This is a genomic window from Shewanella basaltis, assembly GCF_023283885.1.
In the GTDB taxonomy this organism is placed as follows: domain Bacteria; phylum Pseudomonadota; class Gammaproteobacteria; order Enterobacterales; family Shewanellaceae; genus Shewanella; species Shewanella basaltis.
In genome coordinates this window covers 83,660-106,111 of sequence record NZ_JAKILA010000014.1, presented here as the reverse complement: position 1 = coordinate 106,111, position 22,452 = coordinate 83,660, and the positions used below count along the sequence as shown (strand labels likewise).

Annotated in this window: 22 protein-coding genes; 4 read left to right on the top strand and 18 right to left on the bottom strand. The window is 44.8% G+C overall.

Translation table 11 applies throughout. From position 1 onward, the window contains the following. Positions 1 to 5: 5 nt before the first annotated feature. The 7 genes from mmsB to metA all read right to left on the bottom strand — a co-directional run bounded on the left by mmsB (position 6) and on the right by metA (position 8,345). Positions 6 to 905, bottom strand: a complete 900-nt coding sequence (mmsB, locus tag L2703_RS11580) for a 3-hydroxyisobutyrate dehydrogenase (protein WP_248971246.1) — start codon at positions 903 to 905, stop codon at positions 6 to 8. 14 nt (positions 906 to 919) lie between these two features. Then, positions 920 to 2,038, bottom strand: a complete 1,119-nt coding sequence (locus L2703_RS11575) for an enoyl-CoA hydratase/isomerase family protein (protein WP_248971245.1) — start codon at positions 2,036 to 2,038, stop codon at positions 920 to 922. Further along, positions 2,038 to 2,820: an enoyl-CoA hydratase gene (locus tag L2703_RS11570; protein ID WP_248971259.1), complete on the bottom strand. Its 783-nt coding sequence runs from the start codon at positions 2,818 to 2,820 to the stop codon at positions 2,038 to 2,040. Before L2703_RS11570 ends, L2703_RS11575 begins: the two co-directional genes overlap by 1 nt. Before the next feature lie 77 nt (positions 2,821 to 2,897). Further along, positions 2,898 to 4,055: an acyl-CoA dehydrogenase family protein gene (locus L2703_RS11565; protein ID WP_248971244.1), complete on the bottom strand. Its 1,158-nt coding sequence runs from the start codon at positions 4,053 to 4,055 to the stop codon at positions 2,898 to 2,900. A gap of 176 nt (positions 4,056 to 4,231) precedes the next feature. Next, complete coding sequence (locus tag L2703_RS11560; protein ID WP_248971243.1) at positions 4,232 to 5,725, bottom strand: CoA-acylating methylmalonate-semialdehyde dehydrogenase; 1,494 nt, start codon at positions 5,723 to 5,725, stop codon at positions 4,232 to 4,234. Between the two features lie 158 nt (positions 5,726 to 5,883). Continuing rightward, positions 5,884 to 7,074, bottom strand: a complete 1,191-nt coding sequence (locus L2703_RS11555) for a thiolase family protein (protein ID WP_248971242.1) — start codon at positions 7,072 to 7,074, stop codon at positions 5,884 to 5,886. Positions 7,075 to 7,397: 323 nt separating this feature from the next. Beyond that, positions 7,398 to 8,345 carry a homoserine O-acetyltransferase MetA gene (gene metA, locus L2703_RS11550; protein WP_248971241.1) on the bottom strand — a complete coding sequence of 316 codons (948 nt, stop codon included), beginning with the start codon at positions 8,343 to 8,345 and terminating at the stop codon, positions 7,398 to 7,400. Between the two features lie 490 nt (positions 8,346 to 8,835). Between metA and L2703_RS11545 the strand changes: the two genes are divergently transcribed. Further along, on the top strand, positions 8,836 to 9,579 hold the full coding sequence (locus tag L2703_RS11545) for an SDR family NAD(P)-dependent oxidoreductase (RefSeq protein ID WP_248971240.1): 744 nt from the start codon (positions 8,836 to 8,838) through the stop codon (positions 9,577 to 9,579). Positions 9,580 to 9,655: 76 nt separating this feature from the next. Here L2703_RS11545 and ompW read toward each other — a convergent pair whose 3' ends face one another. The 6 genes from ompW to phhA all read right to left on the bottom strand — a co-directional run bounded on the left by ompW (position 9,656) and on the right by phhA (position 15,415). Beyond that, the gene (ompW, locus tag L2703_RS11540) at positions 9,656 to 10,303 is read right to left on the bottom strand and encodes an outer membrane protein OmpW (protein WP_248971239.1); all 648 of its coding nucleotides are present in this window, start codon (positions 10,301 to 10,303) and stop codon (positions 9,656 to 9,658) included. A 244-nt stretch (positions 10,304 to 10,547) separates the two neighbouring features. Further along, positions 10,548 to 11,198, bottom strand: coding sequence for a maleylacetoacetate isomerase (gene maiA / locus L2703_RS11535; RefSeq protein ID WP_248971238.1), 651 nt, complete (start codon positions 11,196 to 11,198; stop codon positions 10,548 to 10,550). 89 nt (positions 11,199 to 11,287) lie between these two features. Next, positions 11,288 to 12,274, bottom strand: coding sequence for a fumarylacetoacetate hydrolase family protein (locus tag L2703_RS11530; protein ID WP_248971237.1), 987 nt, complete (start codon positions 12,272 to 12,274; stop codon positions 11,288 to 11,290). Positions 12,275 to 12,510: 236 nt separating this feature from the next. Continuing rightward, entirely contained in the window at positions 12,511 to 14,049 is a 1,539-nt protein-coding gene (tyrR, locus tag L2703_RS11525) for a transcriptional regulator TyrR (protein ID WP_248971236.1), read from the bottom strand. 160 nt (positions 14,050 to 14,209) lie between these two features. Continuing rightward, the gene (locus tag L2703_RS11520; protein ID WP_248971235.1) at positions 14,210 to 14,548 is read right to left on the bottom strand and encodes a 4a-hydroxytetrahydrobiopterin dehydratase; all 339 of its coding nucleotides are present in this window, start codon (positions 14,546 to 14,548) and stop codon (positions 14,210 to 14,212) included. A 69-nt stretch (positions 14,549 to 14,617) separates the two neighbouring features. Then, positions 14,618 to 15,415 (bottom strand): phenylalanine 4-monooxygenase, encoded by a 798-nt coding sequence (gene phhA, locus L2703_RS11515; protein ID WP_248971234.1) that lies wholly within the window; start codon positions 15,413 to 15,415, stop codon positions 14,618 to 14,620. Positions 15,416 to 15,709: 294 nt separating this feature from the next. Here phhA and galE point away from each other — a divergent pair, with 294 nt between their 5' ends. The 3 genes from galE (at position 15,710) to L2703_RS11500 (ending at position 17,778) form a co-directional block, all read left to right on the top strand. Next, positions 15,710 to 16,735: a UDP-glucose 4-epimerase GalE gene (gene galE, locus L2703_RS11510; RefSeq protein ID WP_248971233.1), complete on the top strand. Its 1,026-nt coding sequence runs from the start codon at positions 15,710 to 15,712 to the stop codon at positions 16,733 to 16,735. Positions 16,736 to 16,829: 94 nt separating this feature from the next. Next, complete coding sequence (gene napF / locus L2703_RS11505) at positions 16,830 to 17,315, top strand: ferredoxin-type protein NapF (RefSeq protein ID WP_248971232.1); 486 nt, start codon at positions 16,830 to 16,832, stop codon at positions 17,313 to 17,315. Positions 17,316 to 17,394: 79 nt separating this feature from the next. Further along, a complete protein-coding gene (locus L2703_RS11500) occupies positions 17,395 to 17,778 on the top strand; it encodes a bactofilin family protein (RefSeq protein ID WP_248971231.1) in 384 nt (127 codons plus the stop codon). Between the two features lie 14 nt (positions 17,779 to 17,792). Here L2703_RS11500 and L2703_RS11495 read toward each other — a convergent pair whose 3' ends face one another. The 5 genes from L2703_RS11495 to cysQ all read right to left on the bottom strand — a co-directional run bounded on the left by L2703_RS11495 (position 17,793) and on the right by cysQ (position 22,059). Continuing rightward, entirely contained in the window at positions 17,793 to 18,194 is a 402-nt protein-coding gene (locus tag L2703_RS11495) for a GFA family protein (protein ID WP_248971230.1), read from the bottom strand. A 24-nt stretch (positions 18,195 to 18,218) separates the two neighbouring features. After that, a complete protein-coding gene (locus tag L2703_RS11490; RefSeq protein ID WP_248971229.1) occupies positions 18,219 to 18,893 on the bottom strand; it encodes a DUF2982 domain-containing protein in 675 nt (224 codons plus the stop codon). After that, the gene (locus tag L2703_RS11485) at positions 18,894 to 19,673 is read right to left on the bottom strand and encodes a YdcF family protein (protein ID WP_248971228.1); all 780 of its coding nucleotides are present in this window, start codon (positions 19,671 to 19,673) and stop codon (positions 18,894 to 18,896) included. 621 nt (positions 19,674 to 20,294) lie between these two features. Beyond that, positions 20,295 to 21,200, bottom strand: coding sequence for a fructokinase (gene mak / locus L2703_RS11480; protein WP_248971227.1), 906 nt, complete (start codon positions 21,198 to 21,200; stop codon positions 20,295 to 20,297). 58 nt (positions 21,201 to 21,258) lie between these two features. Beyond that, the gene (gene cysQ / locus L2703_RS11475) at positions 21,259 to 22,059 is read right to left on the bottom strand and encodes a 3'(2'),5'-bisphosphate nucleotidase CysQ (RefSeq protein ID WP_248971226.1); all 801 of its coding nucleotides are present in this window, start codon (positions 22,057 to 22,059) and stop codon (positions 21,259 to 21,261) included. Positions 22,060 to 22,452 lie beyond the last annotated feature (393 nt).

The following is a 22,452-nucleotide window of genomic DNA, read 5'->3' as shown; positions in this document are numbered from 1 at the left end:
ATCCTTTATTTTTTCTTTGAAAACTGTTCAAAAATACTCGAAAAATCGCGACTACCATTGCCTTGACGAGCATGGTTTACATACAAACTGCGAGCCAGTGAGCCCATAGGTGTACTCGAGTTAGAAGCAAGGGCAGCTTCTTGCGATAAGCCTAAATCTTTTACCATAAGCTCAACCATAAAGCCGCCTTGATAGCCTTTAGACGAGGGGACGTTTTCCATCACACCTGGACATGGATTGTATTTCTCTAGCGTCCAGTTGCCACCGCTACTGACCTTCATAATATCAGACAACACCTTAGGATCTAAGCCATTATCGAGACCTAATTGTAATGACTCGCTAGTGCCCACCATTAACACCGACAGCAGCATGTTATTACATATCTTGGCAATCTGCCCTGCGCCGACGCCACCAGCATGAAAAATATTGCCGCCCATTACGGTCAATACCGCTTGGGCTTTAGCATAGGCAGCATCTGAACCGCCACAAATAAAGGTCAGTGTGCCCGCTGCGGCGCCTGCGGTACCACCCGATACTGGCGCATCCATAAATTCAATGCCCTTTTCTGCAGCCTTAGCCCCTACTAACCGCGCAGTGTCGGCATCGATGGTTGAGCAGTCAATTAATAATGCATGTTTAGAAACCACATCCAGCAGGCCTTTGTTATTGGCATCACCCAGGTATAAGCCTCGCACATGCTTACCCGCTGGCAACATGGTAATCACAACGTCGGCCGCTGCCGCTGCACCACAAGCCGTTTTTGCACTGAGCGCCCCTTGCGCTGTTAAGGCGTCAACCGCGGCAGGGTTTAAATCAAATACGGTGACTGTCATGCCCGCTTTAATCAAGTTGGCCGCCATTGGGCCGCCCATATTACCTAAACCAATAAATGCTACTGTTGCCATGATAATATTCCTTATTACTTAAAGTCAGCTAATGGGTGGGCTTTAGGGTCCCAGGGCGATGTGATCAGTTGCTTAATTCGGCTCGGCTCAACCGAACTCACATGGCTAAATTGCCAGTTAGGTTGGCGATCTTTATCGATTAACAGTGCTCGAACGCCTTCGCAAAAGTCCCCTATAGAGCAGCAATTTACGCTGACACCAAGCTCCCATTGAAAGCATTGCGCTAAACTCAGTTCTGTGCCTAATTGGGCTTGGGCAAAAATTAAATGCCAGCTTATTGGGCTACCAGCTAAAGCCGTTTTTTGCGCCCGTTGAAGCCATTCTAGTTCAGTGTTTAAGGTCGATAATTGATGGTGTACATCTTCAATGTCACCTGCCATTAATAAATCGATTTGAGCTTGAAATTGCTGTAAGTGGCTCATTGGCAATGTGGCACGGTGCGCTGCTGACATATTGGTCAACAAATCAGTTAACAGCTGATGATTTTGTGCAATGTCATGGCTCCAATTGAGATCGGCCATGGCATCAAATAATGGCTCTTGTTGATCGCTTGGCAAATAATGATTACCCAGTTCAACATAAAGCGCATCGCTAGCGTTCATGTTGTAGGCAGTTAAGCCTAAAAATAGCCCTGTTTTACCTGGCATGCGATTTAAAAAATAACTGCCGCCCACATCGGGGTATAAACCGATAGTGACCTCGGGCATGGCAACTCGGCTGCGTTCAGTCACAATGCGATGACTGCCACCCGCCATTAACCCCAGTCCGCCGCCCATCACAATGCCGTCACCCCACACTAATACTGGTTTGCTGTATTGATGCAGTAAATAGTCCAGTTGGTATTCTTGGGTAAAAAATCCACATGCCTCGTCTGTGATGTTATTGGGATTGGCAATGGATGCATGATAAATGGCGCGCACATCACCACCGGCGCAAAATGCTTTTTCGCCAGCCCCTTGTAACACCACACAGGCAATGCTGTCGTCTGCCTGCCAGCGGCTTAATTGGGTTTGCATTGCTGCAACCATATTTAAGGTTAGTGCATTGAGGGCTTTTTCAATGTTGAGGGTCACGATACCGATAGATTGTCCAGATAGCGTGCCTAATGTTTGAAATATTACTTCTTGAGTCATTAGCTGTTCTTCCAAATTGGGGCGCGTTTTTGTAAAAAGGCGTTAACACCTTCAGCTTGATCGTCGGTATCAAATAAGCCCACAAACAATTCACGCTCAAGCGGCAGTGCTTGGCTGCGTGGCATTGCTCGCCCAGCATTAATTAAGGTTTTACAGACGCTAACACTGCTCGGTGACTGTTTTGCCACTTTAGCGGCAAGTGCAACAGCGGCATCAAGGGCCTGGCCTTTTTCTACGACTTCTTCGACCAAACCAATTTTTTCCGCTTTAGCGGCATCTACGCGCTCACCACATAAAATCATTCGCTTAGCCCAGCCCTCTCCCACCAAGGCGGTGAGGTTTTGCGTGCCTCCTGCACAGGGCAGTAAGCCTACGGTGGCTTCTGGTAGCGCCATTTGTGCTTGTGATTCTGCTATGCGTAAATCGCACGCTAAGGCAACCTCTAACCCGCCGCCCATGGTGTAACCATTAATGGCCGCAATAGACACGCCACGAAACGCGCTTAAGGCTTCAAAAGCTTCGCCAAAATGCTTTGCCATGGAGGCAGCTTTACCTTTATCGCCATCGGCAAATAAATTTAAATCGGCGCCTGCTGAGAAAAACTTTTCACCTTGACCTGTAATGACCAGGGCATAAATGTCTTTGTTTTGGTTTAACTTAATCACAATTTGCTTTAACTGTTGCAAACTGTCTGCTGTCCAGGTGTTGGCTGGCGGGTTGTTGAGAGTCAATATGGCCGTGTGGCCAATAATATGTTCAATAATTGCTGTGTGCGCTGTCATCATGCTATGTCCTTAGGTTAACCCGATTGCAGGTTGTGCCGTCAAAATAGTCGTTAAGATTACCTGTACTCAACCCATTACAAGATTGGGTGGGCATTTTCATCGAGCAAGCGACGAGCAATAATGAGGCGCATAATTTCGTTAGTGCCCTCTAAGATTTGATGCACACGAACATCGCGAAAATGACGCTCTAATGGATATTCGCGAATATAACCATAACCACCATGGATTTGCAGCGCGCTGTCGCACACTTGAAAGCCCACGTCGGTTGCAAAGCGTTTTGCCATGGCGCAATAGGCACTGGCTTCTGGGTCTTGAGTGTCGAGTTTAAATGCCGCTAAACGCACCATTTGGCGCGCTGCCACTAACTCGGTTGCCATATCAGCTAGCTTAAATTGCAGGGCTTGAAAGGCCGCCAATGGTTTGCCAAATTGCTTGCGCTCGTTCATGTATTGTGTGGCACGTGTCAACGCGGCTTGCGCAGTACCAATAGAACAGGTGGCAATGTTAATGCGTCCACCATCAAGGCCTTTCATGGCAAAGGTAAACCCTTGACCTTCATCACCCAGTAAGTTGGCTACAGGTACGCGCACGTTTTCAAAGCTAATAAGCCTTGTAGGCTGAGCATTCCAGCCCATTTTATCTTCGGCTTTGCCATAGGTAATGCCGGCCGTATCCGCTGGTACTGCAATGGCTGAAATCCCTTTAGGGCCTGCTTCACCTGTGCGGCACATCACCACTAATAATTCGGTTTCGCCGGCACCAGAGATAAACATTTTTGACCCAGTAATAAGGTAGTCGTCGCCATCTCGTACCGCTTTGGTTTGCAGTGACGCCGCATCGCTGCCGGCGCCGGGTTCAGTTAAGCAATATGAGGCTAATAATTGCCCTGTGGTTAACCCCTCTGACCATTGTTTACGCAGTGTTTCTGTGCCCCAGGTGGTCACCATCCATGTCGCCATATTGTGAATCGTTAGCATAGCGGTGGTGGCGGTACAGCCGTGGGCCAGTTCTTCAAAAATAATAGAAGCATCTAAACGAGATAAGCCCATACCGCCTTCTGACTCTGGCGAATACAAAGAACAAAAGCCCAGCTCGCCGGCTTTTTGAATCACGTCTTTAGGAAAGTGATGCTCCTCGTCCCATTTGGCGGCGAATGGGGTTAACTCATCTGCGGCAAACTGGCGTGCTAAATCAGCAAATTGGCGCTGATCTTCGTTTAAATTAAAATCCATGTTGGACTCCTAATATTATTGGGTATGACTCTTGGGTCATTTGCTGACTTGTTCACTGACCTTATAAAAGCCTTCACTGGGGTTGGCGTTTTATTGTTTGAGGGAACAAGTTGTCTTGTTGTTTAATGGATGGTATTTGCCGCGATAAACTAGGGCTATCGCGGCATTACACATGCTTATTTCAGGTTGATGCTCATGTTAGGGCCACTGACGGCTTCGGAGTCAAACCAACGTGTGGTAATGGTTTTGGTTTCGGTGCAAAAACGCACGGCTTGTTTACCATAAGCATGTTGGTCGCCATAAAAGCTGCCTTTCCAACCGGTAAATGAGAAGAAAGGCAATGGCACAGGAATAGGCACGTTAATCCCCACCTGACCGACTTCAATTTCGTGCTGATATTTACGCGCAGCGCCGCCAGATGCAGTAAAGATTGATGTCCCGTTACCGTATGGGCTGTTATTTACCAGTTCGATAGCATCGTCTAGGGTTTCGGCTTCCATACAGCACAATACTGGGCCAAAAATTTCTTCTTTGTAGATGCTCATCTCTGTGGTGACATTGGTAAACATGGTTGGCCCAACCCAGTTGCCAGACTCGTAACCGGCCACTGTAAAGTCACTGCCATCGAGTAAACACTCTGCCCCTTCTGCTTTTCCTTGCGCAATGAGCTTAAGTACCCGCGCTTTAGCTGCAGGGCTAATCACCGGGCCATAGGCCGCATCTTTGTCGTTCCACAACCCTGGGCGAACTTTGGCAAGCGCTTCTTTTAACTCAGGGATCCACTCTTTGGCTTTTCCAACAAAAACGGCAACCGAAATGGCCATGCAACGTTGACCAGCAGCGCCGACCGATGCCCCAACCATGTTGTTTATCACTTGCTGTTTGTTGGCATCAGGCATTATCACGCAATGGTTTTTGGCGCCGGCAAAGGCCTGTACACGTTTTAGGTTGTCGGTTCCGGTTTTGTAAATGTATTGACCCACACCCACTGAGCCAACAAACGAAATGGCTTTAATTGCGGGGTCGGTTAACAGCATATCAACTGCGGTTTTGTCACCATGAATAAGCTGTAACACACCTTTTGGCGCGCCGGCTTCGACAAATATCTCCACTAAACGCTGTGGCGTCATTGGGTCTTGTTCAGAAGGTTTTAAAATAAAGGTGTTACCGCACGCGATGGATAACGGGAACATCCATAGCGGGATCATCGCCGGAAAGTTAAACGGCGTAATACCCGCACATACGCCAAGTGGCTGAGTGTAGCTGTAGGTATCAATATTACGGGCAACGTTTTCGACTGTTTCGCCCATCATTAACGACGCTACATTACAGGCATGCTCTGCCACTTCAATACCGCGCCAGACATCACCTTTGGCGTCTTCAAAGGTTTTACCGGTCTCTTGGGCTAAAATCGTGGCCAGTTCGTCGTGGTGCTCTTTTAGTAGGTGTTGGTATCGCAACATGACCCGCGCGCGTTCAGAAACCGGTACTTCTTTCCAGGTTTTAAAGGCTTCTTTGGCGCTGTGAATAGCTAATTCGACTTCGGCGGTTGTGGCACAATTTATTTTAGCGATAACACTGTTATTGGCAGGGTTAGTCACATCAATATTTCGCTCGCCACTGCCATGAGTAAATTCGCCATCAATGTAGTGCTTAACTTGTGTGATCATGTTGCTTTCCTCGATCCGTGAACATGTTGGTGAGCTTGGCTCACGCGTATTGAGTGTCTGCACAGGTGACATCATTTATTGTATTTGTCAGGCTCACATTCATTGTGGCTGCGTTAATATCTACCTGTGCAGTGGTCTTGTTGAATTACTTATTATTGTTACAGCTCGATAGCCATGGCTGTTGCTTCGCCGCCACCGATACATAATGACGCCACACCTCGCTTAAGGCCTCGTGCTTTGAGTGCATAAATGAGGCTCACCAGCAAACGCGCCCCCGAACACCCAATAGGGTGTCCTAGTGCACATGCGCCGCCATTAACGTTAACTTTATTGGCATCTAACCCTAATTCAGACACCGCGAGCATGGTTACCATGGCAAACGCTTCGTTAATTTCGTATAAATCGACCTCGTCCTTGTTCCAGTTCACTTTTTCGAACAGCTTTTGCATGGCGCCTACTGGGGCGGTTGTGAACATTGACGGTTCTTGCGAGTGAGTGGTGTGGCCTTTAATGGTTGCCATAACGGTTAAGCCTAATTCGGCCGCTTTTTGGCGAGTCATTAACATGAGTGCCGCTGCACCGTCTGAAATCGAGCTCGAGTTGGCTGCGGTAATAGTGCCATCTTTGGCAAATGCTGGTCGCAGTGTGGGGATTTTTTCAGGACGTGCGTTACCGGGTTGCTCATCGGTATCTACGATTACATCACCGCGACGGCTATTGACGGTTACTGGAACCACTTCATCTTTAAATGCGCCAGAGCTAATCGCGGCGTTGGCTTTTTCTAGCGAGCTTAACGCAAAAGCATCCATTTGTTCGCGAGTTAAGCCAAAGTCATCGGCCGTTTTTTGCGCAAATGTGCCCATCGCACCACCGGTATAGGCATCTTCAAGACCATCTAAAAACATATGGTCCATTACTTTGCCATGGCCCATTCGCATGCCACTGCGGGCTTTATCAAGTAAATATGGGGCTTGGCTCATGCTTTCCATGCCGCCTGCAATGACCACCTGGCTGCTGCCGGCTTTAATCAAGTCATGGGCTAACATAACGGTTTTCATCCCAGAGCCACACACTTTATTGACTGTTGTTGCGCCAACACTTAACGGTAAACCAGCGCCTAATGTGGCCTGGCGAGCCGGCGCCTGGCCTAAACCTGCAGGTAACACACACCCCATCAACACTTCGTTTACGGCATCAAGGCTGATCCCCGTTTGGGCAATCAGCCCTTTGATAGCGGTAGCCGCTAACACGGGTGATGCAACCTCAGACAATGCACCTTGAAACCCACCCATTGGTGTACGTTTCGCGGCAACAATCACGATATCTTGACCTGTTTGCTCTGTACTCATAACCACTCCATTTTTTATGCGCATAAAAAAATATCAAAACCATATCACAACACTTTGACGTTGACGCTAACGTAAAGCAAGTAAAAAATGCTCGAAAATGTGATGTTAATCCGATGGGGTTGTCATTGCAGATTTACACTTGATAGGAAGCGAGATTAAATTATAGATAACACCATGTTTATATTGATATAAAATACAAGGCAACTTGAACGCATTAGTGAAGATAGCTAAGGTTAAACTTTAGTTGTAACGAGAGTAAAAACAAAAAAAGCCGCATTACTTTAGGGAAAGTTAAGACGGCTTTTGGGTCAGTTAGTGACTGATTATGCTTTTTTGTTTTCCCAAGGCGTTTTGGCACTCATGTCGGTTAAATCATAAGGCGTTAACTGGTAAACATAATAATTGAGCCAATTACTGACTAACAAGCTACCATGGCTATGCCAACGGGCAACCGGTTCTTGTGCTGGGTCATTGTTTCGATAATAATTTTGCGGAATATCAGGATTGAGACCTTGGCCGATATCACGATGGTACTCATCATTTAATGTGTCTTTTTGATACTCGGGATGCCCCATAACAAATAAGTTGCGATTGTCGCTGCTAATTGCAATGTAAGCACCTGCCTCATCAGATTCAGCCAGAACCTCAACGTCGGGGTGTTGGCGTAATTCCTCTATTTTCATTTCAGCAAAACGAGAGTGAGGGGCATAAAACTCATCATCAAATCCACGTAATAAGGGATGTGGATCGCTAGTACGCTTGTGAATAAACACACCAGAGCGTTTATTTTGCAGTAGCTGACGCTTTAAACCATACAAATGATACAAGCCAGCATGGGCAGCCCAACATAAAAACAGTACAGACGTAACGTGTTTTTGCGACCAATCAATGATTTCACGAATGTGATCCCAATAGACCACATCTTTAAAGTCTATTTGCCCAAGCGGCGCACCAGTGATAATTAAGCCATCGTAATTGTTATGTCGAACCTCTTCAAAATCACGATAAAAAGTGTTCATGTGATCAACAGAGGTGTGCTTTGACTCTTTGTCGTGAATACGCAACAAGTCTACCCCTACTTGCAATGGCGTATTGCCTAGTAATCGGAGTAATTGGGTCTCGGTCTCTATTTTATTAGGCATTAAATTCAAGATTAATACCCTCATAGGACGGATATCTTGATTCGCCGCGCGGGTTTCAGACATCACGAAAATATTTTCGGACTCTAAAATACCTGCTGCAGGAAGATTATCTGGAATTCGAACCGGCATACGACTCACCTTTTGGGTTAATTAAACACAGACCATGTGTGTAGCGACAAATAAACAGCCAACGCGCTGTTAATCAATATGTTTCACAGATCACAATTTCAACATTCTACTTATACACTCGCTGCGCATTGACACTGAGTATGCTCTCCAAAGCGGTTTGCACACCAAGTGACTCGAAACACAGCTAGCACGCACGATAAAGCAATAGTCACACAAGCACTTATTGATGTCATCAATCATACACAAGGATGTCTAGAAGTCTACACGTCTTTAGTTGAATTTTTTTCGTTCTTGTTATCATGTGGCGATATTTCTATTATGTGGCTTGCTATGGGTTGATTTAGCGCATTTTTTGGCTCATTTATCGCCCGTCCCCATAGTTAATCCATAGCCATTAATTTTGGGTTGTGGTGTTAGCTCAAACAACAGCTACAGCAGATCCATTTGCTGTAAAACACTCCTAAAGGATTTACTGCCAACGAGGTTAACTATGTCTGTTGCGACAGCAATGATTATTGGTGCAAGCTCTACCCTCAGCCAAGCACTTGCCAGACAATTATCGGCACAAAATGTCTCGCTAGTGCTTTTTGTTAATGATCCCGATGCCATAAACGCCTTTAGCCAGAGCCTTGCTGGTGAGGTGAGCGTGTATCCCCTAGCCATTAACCAACCACAAATGGCTATCTCACAGCTTAATGAAGCCTGGGAAAAACATAACGGCGCGCACTTAGTCATAGTCAATACGGGTGTCAATGAGTATGACCCATCACTACCTTGGTCTATTGATCAACACACTATCGACATCAATGTGATGGGGTTTGCGGCGGCGAGCCAATGTATTTTTAAATTGATGTGTGAACAAGGCTACGGCCAATTGGCCGCGATTAACTCAATTGCTGGCCAGCGTGGTGGCCCTAATATGGCTTATCATGCCTCAAAAGCCTTTGCGGCAAATTATCTGCAAGGTTTAAGCATGCACGCACAGCGTTTAAAGTTGCCCATAACCATTACCGACATTCAACTGGGATTATTTGATAAAGCGGTGCATTTACGCACCCAATTATTGTTGTCGCCCATTGATAATGTGGCAGGACAAATATTAACGGCACTGAAAAAAGGCAAGCGCCGCGTGTATGTTACCAAGCGTTGGCGGATTGTTGCGTGGATAAACCGACTTCTGCCTGAATACATTTACAACACCCGCCACTGGAAGCCAAAAAAGAAACGCGGTTAAGCAAATAAAAACAGGAACCTGATGGCTCCTGTTTTTTGCAATACATCGTTAATGGCTTCAACTACCACTAACCTGATTAGAAGGTATAACCCACGCTCACCATATACACCCAAGGGTCAATGTCGGTTTCAATCACCACATGATCTGCCCCTAGATCGAAGCTCACATCGGTAGAAATTTGCGCATACCACACCGATGCGTTAACTAACCATTTTTTATCGATTTGATAATCAATACCGACTTGTGCCGCTACGCCCCATGAATTAGACATCGACAAGTTATCTAAGCCTAAATCTTTAGCACCTTGATTAAAATCATTGTCAAAAAAGTTAGTAAAGTTCACCCCAACACCAACATAAGGACGAAGCGCAGACTGCGCATTACCAAAATAATATTGAGCCACTAAGGTAGGTGGTAAATGTTTAGTGTTAGCAATAACCCCCAAATCACCAAGGGCTACGTCATGGCTAAATGGCGTTGCCGCTAATAATTCAACTGCAATATTGTCTGTTAGCATGTAACCAAAGTTAAGCCCAAGTTGCGTGTTGTTATCGACACTAAATTCGGCAATACCTGCCACAACGGGGCTTGACTCATTAGGAGCGACAGTTGCACTACCTGCACGGACAATAATGTCTCCAGCTTGATGCGCAGCAGCACCAAACGATAAACCCGCGGTTAATAACGATGCAGCAACTAAACTAAGGGTCATTTTATTATTCATTTTTACACTCCATAACAGCAATAATTAGATGTAACTCTGTAACATCCTTAACAATTGCAGCTAACCTACCGAAGTTATTCATTAACAATATTGATTTAGATCAACAAAAATGCAGTACCCCTATTGGAGTACCACATTGCATGCTTTGGTCTTGATGTAGATCACTAAATTTAACTAAAAAGTGACAAAAGAGGTATTTAATGTATAGGTTATCAAGCATCAAACCTATATTGATGTGGGGATGCTAGCTTGCATCATGTTGCTGCTCAGGTGCGGCAGCGGCAAACGCGGCTAATTGGTTGCACTCATGATAAATACGGACAATGTGAGGAAAATCATCAAGCGGCACATTAAAGCGTTTGGCATTATACACCTGCGGCACCAAACAAATGTCTGCCAGAGTTGGGCTATCGCCAAAGCAAAAACGGCCTGAATGCTGGCTTAGTTGTTGCTCTAGAGCTGTAAAACCCACAATAATCCAATGATGATACCAACGCATTTTATCGGCTTCAGACACGCCCATCTCGTTAACCAGGTACTGTAACACCCGTAAGTTATCCAGTGGGTGAATTTCACACGCAATAGCCTGTGCCATGCTGCGCACAATGGCACGTTGCTCGGCATCGTTTGGCAATACAGGGCTTTGTGGGAATTTTTCTTCTAGGTATTCGATAATCGCTAGTGATTGCGACAAATTGAGCTCTGTATCGGCATTTTTGTCAACAAGGGTGGGGACTAAATGTTGCGGATTAAGCTGGTGATAGGCTGCAAAGTGTTGCTCACCGCCGTTGTTTACCAGGTGGACCGAAATATGCTCTGCCGATAACTGCTTTAAATTTAATGTAATACGGACACGGTAAGCCGCGCTTGAACGCCAATAACCATAGAGTTTCATATCAATTTCCTGTGTGATTGTCGTGCTAAATAAAAAGGCAATAACGAGGGGTCGCTATTGCCTTAATAATTGATAAGCACTGAATAATGTTATGCTTTGTACTCAACAACTTTTTGGTCAATCGAACCAAAAATACTCACGCCGTTTTCGTCAAACATTTCAATGCGAACCGTGTCACCAAAACGCATAAACGGGGTTGAGGCTTTGCCATCGGCAATGATTTCTAACATACGTTTTTCAGCTAGGCAGCTTGAACCCGCACTACGATCATAGTTAGAAATAGTACCAGAACCAATAATAGCACCTGCGCCTAAAGGACGGGTTTTAGCAACGTGCGACACCAATTGGCTAAAATTGAATGTCATGTCTACCCCTGCATTTGGGCGGCCAAAAAGTTCATTGTTTAAATGTGTCACTAGCGGTAAATGCACCTTGCTGTCTTGCCACTTGTCACCTAACTCATCAGGGGTAATGGCAACCGGCGAAAACGCGCTTGAAGGCTTAGATTGAAAAAAGCCAAACCCTTTAGCTAACTCGCCAGGGATTAAGTTACGCAATGACACATCGTTAACCAGCATAAGTAATTTAATATGTTTGCCGGCATTCTCGGGCGAAACACCCATTGCTACATCATCGGTGACGATGGCGATTTCTGATTCGAAATCGATACCGTATTCTTCACTGGCCATTTCAATATCGGCTTTAGGTGCAATAAAACTGTCTGAACCACCTTGATACACTAATGGATCAGTCCAGAATGATTCTGGCATCTCTGCACCACGTGCCTTTCTGACCAGTTCAACATGGTTAACATAAGCACTGCCATCAGCCCATTGAAAAGCGCGTGGTAATGGCGATAGGCAACGAGTCTCATCAAAGGCAATAGCGTTATCCATTTGGCCGTTATTTAATGCCTCATATAACTCATTTAATTGCGGATACAATAAATCCCACGCATCCAGTAATTGCTGCATTGTATGCGCAATGGCCGGCACAGCTACCGCTTTGGTCAAATCTTTACTGACTAACATCAATTGGCCGTCGCGACGTCCGTTGTGATAACTTGCAAGTTTCATTACTGCTCCTAAATTCTGGGTATTTACGCCTGTATCAATATCATCAATGGCGGTAGTCACTCATTTTGACCACACAAAGCCACAAAATCCTATAGCGTGCGACAAATCACACTTTATCGATATAAAACAGGATCCGTAAAATTTTATTTACAAATACTAAAAGGCCACACCAATGCGGCGTTGCAGCATTGAAATGGCCAAGATGCCAGCACAATAGCTGGCAGAAAATCGTTACATTACTTTTTCTTGCTTATGTCGTAGTCGCGCAATTTATTGGCAATAGCGGTATGAGATACGCCCAGTTTTTTAGCCAATTGGCGGGTACTTGGGTAAGCGGGATACAAACGACGTAATAAACCAGCTTCGTATTCTTTCATCGCTTCATCTAATGTGCCTTCAAACTCTTCATCAAAGTAACCAAAGCCTTCGGCATAAGACGGTAATTTTAACTGCTCAACGGTCAGTTCGGTTGAACCATCCCACATCGATACGGCTCTAAAAATCGCATTTTTAAGCTGACGAACGTTGCCAGGCCAGGCATAAGTAAACAAATAATCACGACACGCGGCCGAAATCCGTCTAATAGGGCTCGATAGTTGCTGACTGTAGTGTTCTAAAAACATTTCTGTCAGTGGAATAATGTCCACTCTTCGCTCACGCAGCGACGGCATGTGATAGCTCAACACGTGGATGCGGTAATATAAATCTTCTCTAAACTCACCAGTTTGGCAAAGCTCTGCAAGGTTTTTCTGTGTCGAACAAATAATGCGTACATCGGCCCGCACTTCGACATCGCCACCAATACGTCTAAAGGTGCCATCTTGTAATAAACGCAATAATTTGACTTGAGCGGCTTTCGACATTTCAGCTATTTCGTCTAAAAATACCGTCCCGCCTTTGGCTTCTTCAAATAAGCCGCGTTTTACAACTGTGCCGTTGGTTACAAAACCAAACAGTTCTTCTTCGGCCACGCTGTCGGGCAATGCCGCACAGTTAATGGCAATAAAGGGGTGCTCTCGGCGCATGCTGGCATCGTGACTGGCACGGGCCATCAGTTCTTTGCCTGTGCCGGTTTCACCTGTTATTAACAGCGGCGCATCTAGCTGAGCCATGCGTTTGGCTTGCTTAAGCACATCTTTCATTTTGTCGCTGTTGGCCAACACATTATCAAAACCCGTTGTTTGATTTTGTAATGCATTAAATTGCTTACCAACTCTTGCCGGTGATTTAAGCGAAATTACCGCGCCCGCCAAAATGGTGGTGTCGTTATCGTCTGGTAGGTAGATGGGCAGCATTTCTGCTAGGTATTCATTTGAATTAATTTGCACTCGAGTTGCTTGAGCTAACACTGGGGTTTCGCTCATCCAGCGCGCAAAATTAAATCCCTGTACCCAGTGATTAAGTGACTCATCTACCACCTCGTGCTCAGCCATGTCTAAGGTCAGTAGTGCAGACTCATTAGCAATGCGAATTCGGCCTTTGGTGTCGGTTGAAAAAACAGAATCTGGCAGCGTTTTGAGTAAGGTTTTTAAAGCGTAGTGTTCTTGTTCTGATGGCATAAAAGACACAGTGCGAACATCGTGTACACTTTCGACTTTACGGATTTGTGGCATCAGTTCACGCAAGGTTTCAAAACTGATTTCTGCAAATTGCAAAAACAGGAAGCCTTTATTACTGGCATCAATGGCGATTAAATTAATGCCATGTTTTTCGAGCACGACAAGGATGTCTTTCGCTAAACCAACGCGATCAATACAGCTGACTTCCAAACGCATATGTAACGATTCCCTATTATTAAAGTTATGTTGCGGAAATTGGTGACAACGTTAGATGGATATTGCCTCAGTGGCAAGTGAAGTTTACAGCAGAATTGTAACAGAGAAAGTATTCAGCACATTACGTTAACGTAACATGCTGATATCGATGTGTTAATTTTTAATCTAACAACTGGTCTGTCTTGGCTGCCATAATGAAGTCATTTTTATGCAAACCTTTAATTGAATGTGACCACCAGGTTACTGTTACCTTGCCCCATTCGGTTAAAATACCTGGGTGATGAAATTCTGCTTCAGCAAGATCAGCAAGTTTATTGGTAAACGCCATGGCCAATTTAAAGTTTTTAAATTTATACACTCGCTCAAGTTGCATAATGCCGTCGCGAACTTCGACTCCCCAGTCAGGGATCATACCGATAAGCTCTGCCAGTTCAGCGTCGGTCACTATAGGTGCATCTGCTTGGCATGCTTCACATTTCATTTCGGTTAACGCGCTCATTTTTACTCCTTGGATATATTTATCATGTTTGCAGCTTATTGAGCGCCACGCTCAACTGCTATAACCTTGTTAACAGGCTTTGACTTTGGGCTCAAATTTAGGTGTAAACAACCCTAACTGCTGTGCTTTGTGCACCATACTCATAATGTCCATACGAGCAATTTCGTCTAAGTAGTCAATATTTTCAATAACGTAATATATTGGCTGCATAATATCGATACGATATGGCGTTCGCAGTACGTCAAGTAAATCAAACGGTTTACACTCAGGTTTGCCACTTAATGCGTACAGGGTTTCTCCGGGCGAACTTAAAACACCACCGCCGTATATTTGCATCGACTCTCCCTTTGCCTGCACCAAACCAAACTCGATGGTAAACCAATATAACCGAGCCAAAAACACTCGTTGTTCTTTGTTTGCCGCTAACCCAAGTTGCCCATACATGTGAGAGAAATGTGCAAATGAAGGGTTAGTTAATAACGGGCAATGGCCAAATATTTCGTGGAAAATATCGGGTTCTTGCAGGTAATCGAACTCTTCTTTACTGCGAATAAACGTCGCCACGGGAAATTCTTTGTTTGCTAATAATTCAAAAAAGCGCCCAAAAGAAATAAGTGCGGGCACCGCTGCGGTTTTCCAACCGGTAGCTTGCAGTAGGACTTTGTCTATATCGGGTAACTGTGGAATACGATCAATTGACATCCCAAGTGCATCTAAACCATTCAGGTAGGCAGGACATGCTCGACCAGGTAAATTTGTCACCTGGCGTTGGTATAATTGTTGCCATAGTTGATTCTCATGTTCTGAGTAATCAATGTAACCCTGAGCATCGGGTTGATGGGCAATATACTTTGTTGCTGTAGTCATAGGTTCCACTTTACGTAAACTTCACTTAGTACATATTGTGCTAACGAAAGTGTTTTGTTAACTCCCTCACAGTTTATTGTCTGCTAAGAAAGCGCCACTATTTGTAAACAAATAGATACAAAACCCATTCACCGCCGCCATGAAATAGCGTTGATTAGGGCGAAGATCATCAATGATTTTTCGTTAACCTTTGTGGTTTTTGTAATGCGTATCAATAATTTTACTGGCACTTGAACTGTGATAATTTACAATGTAGACCAAACATGACTTATCAATTCACAGGACGATTAAACTATGGCAATTTTGGTAACGGGTGGCGCTGGCTATATAGGTACGCACACTGTTGTGGAGCTACTAAATGCTGGACAGGAAGTGGTCATCGTAGACAATTTATCTAACTCAAGTGTTGAAGCCTTAGCACGTGTAAAAACCATTACAGGTAAAGATGTGGTGTTTTATCAGGGTGATATTTTAAATAAAGCCTTGTTACAGAAAGTATTTGCCGACCATGAGATTGAATCGGTCATTCACTTTGCGGGCCTTAAAGCCGTGGGAGAATCTGTCGCTAAACCACTTAAGTATTACGAAAACAACGTCACTGGAACCATCATTTTATGCCAAGTGATGGCCGAGAATAACGTTAAAAACTTAGTGTTTAGTTCATCTGCTACTGTGTATGGTGATCCTGCAAGTTTACCCATTAAAGAAGACTTTCCAACAGGTGCGACTAATCCTTATGGCCAATCAAAATTAATGGTTGAACACATTTTAGCGGATTTACATCACTCAGATAACAGCTGGAATATCGCCCGTTTACGCTATTTTAACCCTGTAGGGGCACATGAAAGCGGCTTAATTGGTGAAGACCCTAACGACATTCCTAATAACTTAATGCCATTTATCGCTCAGGTTGCCGTGGGCAAACGCGAACAGTTAAGTGTATTTGGTAATGATTACAACACGGCAGATGGCACAGGTGTCCGTGACTATATTCACGTGGTCGATTTAGCCATTGGCCACTTACAAGCGCTTAAAAAGCTGCAAACTAAACCAGGCTTAGTGACTTATAACTTAGGCACCGGCATTGGCTATAGTGTGTTAGATATGGTGAAAGCCTTTGAAAAAGCCTGTGGCAAAACCATTGCTTATCAAATCAGTCCGCGCCGCCCTGGTGATATTGCCGCCTGTTATGCCGACCCAAGTTTTGCCGCAGTACAATTAGACTGGCGCGCAACCCATAGCGTAGAAGACATGGCAAGCAGCAGTTGGAAATGGCAATCAAATAACCCAGATGGCTACAATACCAAGCCAATAAATTAAACGAGCAACTCTTTTTGCCAAGTGCTTAACAATTTTTTGCTGCAGCTAATGCTAATATTAGCTGCAGCAAATCATAAAGCCGATTGGAAAAATAATGACTCAGGGTATCAATCAAAGCCGCCGCAACCTGTTTAGCCGTCGTAAAACTCATGTTATTCGCCCGCCTTGGAGTAAACCTGAGCACAGCTTTACAGACAATTGTACCCGTTGCGATAAATGTATCGATGCGTGCGAAACTAAGATTATTAAACGCGGTGCTGGCGGGTTCCCTGAAATAGACTTCAGTCAAGATGAATGCACATTCTGTAAGCAATGTGTTGAGGTATGCCCTGAACCCGTTTTTGACACCAGCACAGAACGTCCCTGGCCCCTTGTGGCAAACATCAATGACACCTGTTTAACCGCAAAAGGTGTATGGTGCCAAAGCTGTAAAGACGCCTGCGAGCCACGGGCAATTAGCTTTATCATGGCGGTAGGACAAGTGCCTAAACCACAAATAGACTTAGCAGCCTGCACCGCGTGTGGTGCATGTGTATCACCTTGCCCGTCGGATGCAATTACCTTGATATCAACTGAGTAAGCACAGTTTGTCATTTTGTTATGCTGTCTTTAACGCTATATTAGCACCCCTATATAACCATATACCCAAAGGCACTAAGATGTTTGGTCAAAAAAAGCCTGTTAATCCGTTAAGTTTTATCGCACAAGAATGCCATTTAACCGGTAAGTTAATTTTTAGTGGCGATGTGCTGATTGCCGGTCATATCAGTGGCGATATTCAGGCGCAAGGCAATGTGACCATAGAGGCCAGTGGTACTGTTGCTGGCGATATTTTATGTCGCGAATTAATGATTGCGGGCCAAATGTCTGGAGAGGCGCGTTGCAAAAAAATCACCCTACATGCTCAAGGCGTGTTTGAAGGCGATGCCTATTGTGAACACATTGAAATATTAGACGGCGGTCAATTTTTAGGTTATCGGCACCGTGACCCACTTTTGGCAACCTTGGCCAATACTGACACCAACATCGCTAATAATGCTTAAGGTTAACGCTTAGGCTAGTTGCTGGTTTTATTGGTTTTAAAACGTTGGCAAGTATCATCAATGGTTAACCAGCTGACCTGCTCATGGGATCTGGGCTGCACTTTGTTTGGGTTATCAAGCGATGCTATCGACAAAGTGCAATACTGTGGGTAATCAACATGCCTATAGGTCATTGTGGTACCACATTGCTGACAAAAACCACGGCGAATTTGAGCAGAAGAAGCAAACTCTGTCACCTGCCCTTGCAGCCATGTTACCTGTTCAGTGTTAAAGTCCATCCAACTCATTACAACCGCACCAGCACTTTTTCGGCATTGGCTACAATGACAATGATCGGCATCAAATGGCATGCTATGGGTTTGGTAACGCAGTGCACCACATAAACACCCGCCTTGTAACATTATGGCTTGTTTCATCATGCCTCCTTTACTCGATAATCACTACGCTTGAGGTTCACTCGCCTGTTGCTGAAACTTGCGTAATAAGTTAACAAACTCTTTTGGGTCGCGATCTAAGCTGTCAGTTGATAAATACACATGATACCCCAACTGCTCATTTAAGGTTTGACAGCGGTGACCAAACATCGCCAGCACCCCTCGATAACGATCGCCATTAACAATTAATGGCGTGTATTCGGCGCCCAAATAGCCTTCGAGGCTCTGTAAGTCTTCATCTTGTGTTGCTGCGGTCATCAGCAGTGGTCGCTGCTCGGTTAATAAACCTGTGGCTAAACGCGGTGAAATACAATCTAAAATTGGATTAATTTTTTTAAGTTTTACCCCAATATAAGGTAATTCAATCAACTCCATATTTTGATTAACTCTCACATTATCAAGCCGCTGTATATTATGCCACTCAATAAACACTTGCCCTCGACGATGATAAAAAAACATTCCTTGGGCGGTTAACTTAAAGCTAATGGCGGGTTGATAGACTTTGGCGATACCTAAAATTAAGCCAACAGACCCCAGTGCAAAAAACATCATCCCTAGGGCAAATAAACCGCTAAAACCAATAAAAATAGTCAAACTGGTTAACAGGCTAACTGCGCCAAATAGCGTTAAAGTGATGCCATTACGTTTCGAGAAAGGGCTGATCAAAAGCTCATCAGTCATTTATAGCGTCTCCTTGGGACTGGGCGGTACAGATAAACCTTTGACCTGTAACCAAAGCATACCGATATATTCGTGAATTGCGCGCTGAGAAGCCAATAACTGATCGGCGTCTAATCGCCACCAGAAACCTTGGCGAGCAATAAAATCGGTGGGTGCCGCCTGTGGTTGCATGCCTAATTGGGTAAAAATGCTCATTGCCCGTGGCATGTGAGTAGCTGATGTCACCAGTTTAAACGGATGATGACCTATCAATTTTTGCAAGGCGTACGCTTCTTCTATGGTGTCTTTGGGTTGGTCAAATTTAACGATATTGGCGGGATTGACCCCAAGCTCAATTGCCGCATTGGCCATGATACTGGCGTGGGGTGTCGGTTGTATGCCACCACTGTAGCCACTTAACACCAAAGTGCATTGCGGCCCCAAACTCAATTGTCTTATTCCTTCATTTAAGCGCGCTAATGCCGTGGCAGATAATTGCTGCACCGCGGTTAGACCAGATTTTTCAATATTGCTCGAGCCAAGTACCATCACCACGCATCTTTGTGTCATATTTTGATGATTTGGTGAAAAACGTGACTCTAAAGAGTTGGTTAACCAATAACTCACTTGCGATTGACTGCACAAAAACAACACAGCGATAGCGAGTGATAAGCTGACTTTACCAAGCTTGAGCAACCATTGACCTTGGCTGCGCCATAAGCAGGCCGCTAACAGTAATAGCAACACAGTCAACGGAACGGGCATCACCAATTGCGACAAGACTTTTTTTAACCAAAACATGAATGTTTCACTCACCCCTTATTTAACCTGAGCTCGGGATAAGGGATGAACTTATACTATTTAAAATCAACATGTTATCCATTCTCACTTTCAAGCTTGTCATTTGTTCTGCTAACAAGGCGAATTGACGCGTCAATAGCTAGCCGATTGTAAGTCGATTCAACGCAGTGAGCAGGGCAAAGGACTGTTTGAAAGGCATTTATTATCCCGAGCTCAGTTTATTTAGTCTGTCATTCTAATATTGGCGCGAGTGTAATACCAATCCTTATTAACCTCAACTCTGGATAAGAGATGTATTGATAACGATATAAATCAATAGATTGACTAAAATCCACTGTCAAGCTTGTGATTTGTTTTGCTAACAAGGCGAATTAACGCGTCAATAGCTAGCCTATTGCAAGTTAATTCAACGCAGTGAGGAAGGCAAAGGACTGCTTGAAAGGCGTTTGTTATCCAGAGCTGAGGTTTATTAGAATATGATCTATTTTAGGCTGCGTCATTTTAAGCCGTAATCGGGTTTGTGACGCTGCCCCAAAGGGCGAATTGAATCAACCCAAAACAAAAACGGCACTATTGAGTGCCGTTTTTGTATATACCCATAAAATGCAGTCTATATGATGACTATTTTTCGTCTTTGCCCCACAACCAGGCTGCACCGCGAACACCTGACGATGCACCAAATTTATTTTTAACGACTTGAGTGCCACACTCACGACCAACGACATATTTAGGTAACACTTTAGGCAGCTCGGTATAAATGGCATCGATATTTGATACACCACCACCTAGCACTATCATGTCAGGGTCCATCATGTTAATCACATGGGCAAGTGAACGTGCTAAACGATCGATGTAGCGCTCAAATGCGGCTGTCGCTAATGGGTCGCCTTGCTGCATCATTTCAGCTATTTGGATACCACTAGATGCATCGCCGCCAGCGGCGCGAAAATCACGCACAAAACCAGTGCCAGAAATAAACGTCTCAATACAGTCACGATTTCCACAAAAACAGGTTGTGGTATTAAATTCATCTGGGGTCATCCATGGTAAAGGATTATGGCCCCACTCGCCGCCAATACCATTGCCACCGCCATGTACCGCGCCATTAATAGACACACCAGCACCGCAACCAGTACCAATAATACCGCCAAATACCACACGTTTTCCCGCTGCAGCACCGTCGACAGCTTCTGATACTGCAAAACAGTTTGCATCATTGGCCACACGGACTTCACGGTGTAATACTTTACTTAAATCTTGATCTAATGGGTGACCGTTTATCCAAGTTGAATTGGAGTTTTTAACCAAACCCGTAAAAGGAGAAACCACGCCAGGGATCCCCACACCAACTGAGCCAGTCTGGCCTGTTTCGGCTTCAGCATCTGCCACTAGGCTGACAATGGCTTGCACTGTATCAGGGTAGTTTCTAGGCGTAGGAATGCGCTTTCTGAATATTTCGGCACCGTCTTCTGCTAACGCTACTATTTCAATTTTAGTCCCACCGAGGTCGACGCCCATGCGCATCATAACTAGTTTCTCCATTATTCGTGTAAGTTATGTCCATACTTGCAAATTCAGGTCATGCCTAATTTTTTGCAAACCACGCCCTAGACGCAGCAATAAAATATGGATTTAAAATCGTTTCTTTTTGGTTATAGTTAAGTGGTGTCATTGCGGGATAGGCCAACACCACGCCACCAGCACTTTCTAACACAGCTTGTGCAGCGGCAGTGTCCCATTCGCTGGTCAAGCCAAGCCTTGGGTACACATCAGCTTGCCCTTCTGCCACCATACAAAACTTTAACGAGCTACCTACGCTGAGCATATTGTGCTCACCGACTTGTTCTAAATATTGAGCAACATCTGGGCTAACATGTGAGCGACTCCCCACCACCGTTGGCGGACGTTGTATCTTCCGCTCGCTAATATCAAGCGGGGTGATTAAGCCATCTTGCTCAAGCCAAGCGCCTTGCCCCAGTATGCCGCTGTAACACTTTTTTAGCACCGGAGCGTAAACCACACCGGCAACTGCATGACCTTGATGAATAAGCGCAATATTGACGGTAAACTCACCATTGCGTTTAATAAACTCTTTGGTGCCATCCAGTGGATCAATTAGCCAATAGGTTTGCCATGTTTGTCTTTCTGCCCAGCTGATGTCAGCCGCTTCTTCACTCATCACCGGGATATGTGCAAAATGCGTGCTGAGCCCAGCAACAATCACGTGATGGCTAGCAATGTCAGCTGCGGTCACCGGACTGTCATCTTGTTTAACCTCAACCCCAAAATCGGCAGTGGCATAAACCTGGATAATCGCATTACCTGCATCTTTTGCCAGTGCGATTATGCGTTCTAAATCAGCGAGCGAAAATGTAAAGTTAGACAAATCAATTCCTTAAAATTTACAGCGATTCAATATGATTACTTTGCATTATGCCATTGTTCGCATCATAAACGGATATATTGATTTGTTCGAAGTTAAGCCAATTTAACGCGCTGTGGCTTAAACAACGCCCGCATTTACACAACAAAGGTGCAACATAACTGTGTTTGTTGATACTAAGCTAAGCGCCACAAGGCGCAAAGCAAACTGTGCATTTCTGCATTCGTATTCAATCATTGGCATAATCAATATTTCACTAAAACGCTGAGAATACATTGAAAAGGTAATGAACCTCAGCTCTGGATAACAAACGCCTTTCAAGCAGTCCTTTGCCTTCCTCACTGCGTTGAATTAACTTGCAATAGGCTAGCTATTGACGCGTTAATTCGCCTTGTT

Excerpts from the sequence above, each read along its gene's own strand:
- L2703_RS11490 (WP_248971229.1), bottom strand. The coding sequence starts at position 18,893 with ATGACTGATGAGCTTTTGATCAGCCCTTTCTCGAAACGTAATGGCATC.
- L2703_RS11495 (WP_248971230.1), bottom strand. The coding sequence starts at position 18,194 with ATGAAACAAGCCATAATGTTACAAGGCGGGTGTTTATGTGGTGCACTG.
- L2703_RS11570 (WP_248971259.1), bottom strand. The coding sequence starts at position 2,820 with ATGACAGCGCACACAGCAATTATTGAACATATTATTGGCCACACGGCC.
- L2703_RS11485 (WP_248971228.1), bottom strand. The coding sequence starts at position 19,673 with ATGTTTTGGTTAAAAAAAGTCTTGTCGCAATTGGTGATGCCCGTTCCG.
- tyrR (WP_248971236.1), bottom strand. The coding sequence starts at position 14,049 with ATGCGTTTGGAAGTCAGCTGTATTGATCGCGTTGGTTTAGCGAAAGAC.
- L2703_RS11545 (WP_248971240.1), top strand. The coding sequence starts at position 8,836 with ATGTCTGTTGCGACAGCAATGATTATTGGTGCAAGCTCTACCCTCAGC.
- L2703_RS11565 (WP_248971244.1), bottom strand. The coding sequence starts at position 4,055 with ATGGATTTTAATTTAAACGAAGATCAGCGCCAATTTGCTGATTTAGCA.
- L2703_RS11555 (WP_248971242.1), bottom strand. The coding sequence starts at position 7,074 with ATGAGTACAGAGCAAACAGGTCAAGATATCGTGATTGTTGCCGCGAAA.
- L2703_RS11560 (WP_248971243.1), bottom strand. The coding sequence starts at position 5,725 with ATGATCACACAAGTTAAGCACTACATTGATGGCGAATTTACTCATGGC.
- ompW (WP_248971239.1), bottom strand. The coding sequence starts at position 10,303 with ATGAATAATAAAATGACCCTTAGTTTAGTTGCTGCATCGTTATTAACC.
- L2703_RS11530 (WP_248971237.1), bottom strand. The coding sequence starts at position 12,274 with ATGAAACTTGCAAGTTATCACAACGGACGTCGCGACGGCCAATTGATG.
- L2703_RS11575 (WP_248971245.1), bottom strand. The coding sequence starts at position 2,038 with ATGACTCAAGAAGTAATATTTCAAACATTAGGCACGCTATCTGGACAA.
- galE (WP_248971233.1), top strand. The coding sequence starts at position 15,710 with ATGGCAATTTTGGTAACGGGTGGCGCTGGCTATATAGGTACGCACACT.
- mak (WP_248971227.1), bottom strand. The coding sequence starts at position 21,200 with ATGATGCGCATGGGCGTCGACCTCGGTGGGACTAAAATTGAAATAGTA.
- phhA (WP_248971234.1), bottom strand. The coding sequence starts at position 15,415 with ATGACTACAGCAACAAAGTATATTGCCCATCAACCCGATGCTCAGGGT.
- L2703_RS11520 (WP_248971235.1), bottom strand. The coding sequence starts at position 14,548 with ATGAGCGCGTTAACCGAAATGAAATGTGAAGCATGCCAAGCAGATGCA.
- mmsB (WP_248971246.1), bottom strand. The coding sequence starts at position 905 with ATGGCAACAGTAGCATTTATTGGTTTAGGTAATATGGGCGGCCCAATG.
- L2703_RS11500 (WP_248971231.1), top strand. The coding sequence starts at position 17,395 with ATGTTTGGTCAAAAAAAGCCTGTTAATCCGTTAAGTTTTATCGCACAA.
- napF (WP_248971232.1), top strand. The coding sequence starts at position 16,830 with ATGACTCAGGGTATCAATCAAAGCCGCCGCAACCTGTTTAGCCGTCGT.
- metA (WP_248971241.1), bottom strand. The coding sequence starts at position 8,345 with ATGCCGGTTCGAATTCCAGATAATCTTCCTGCAGCAGGTATTTTAGAG.
- maiA (WP_248971238.1), bottom strand. The coding sequence starts at position 11,198 with ATGAAACTCTATGGTTATTGGCGTTCAAGCGCGGCTTACCGTGTCCGT.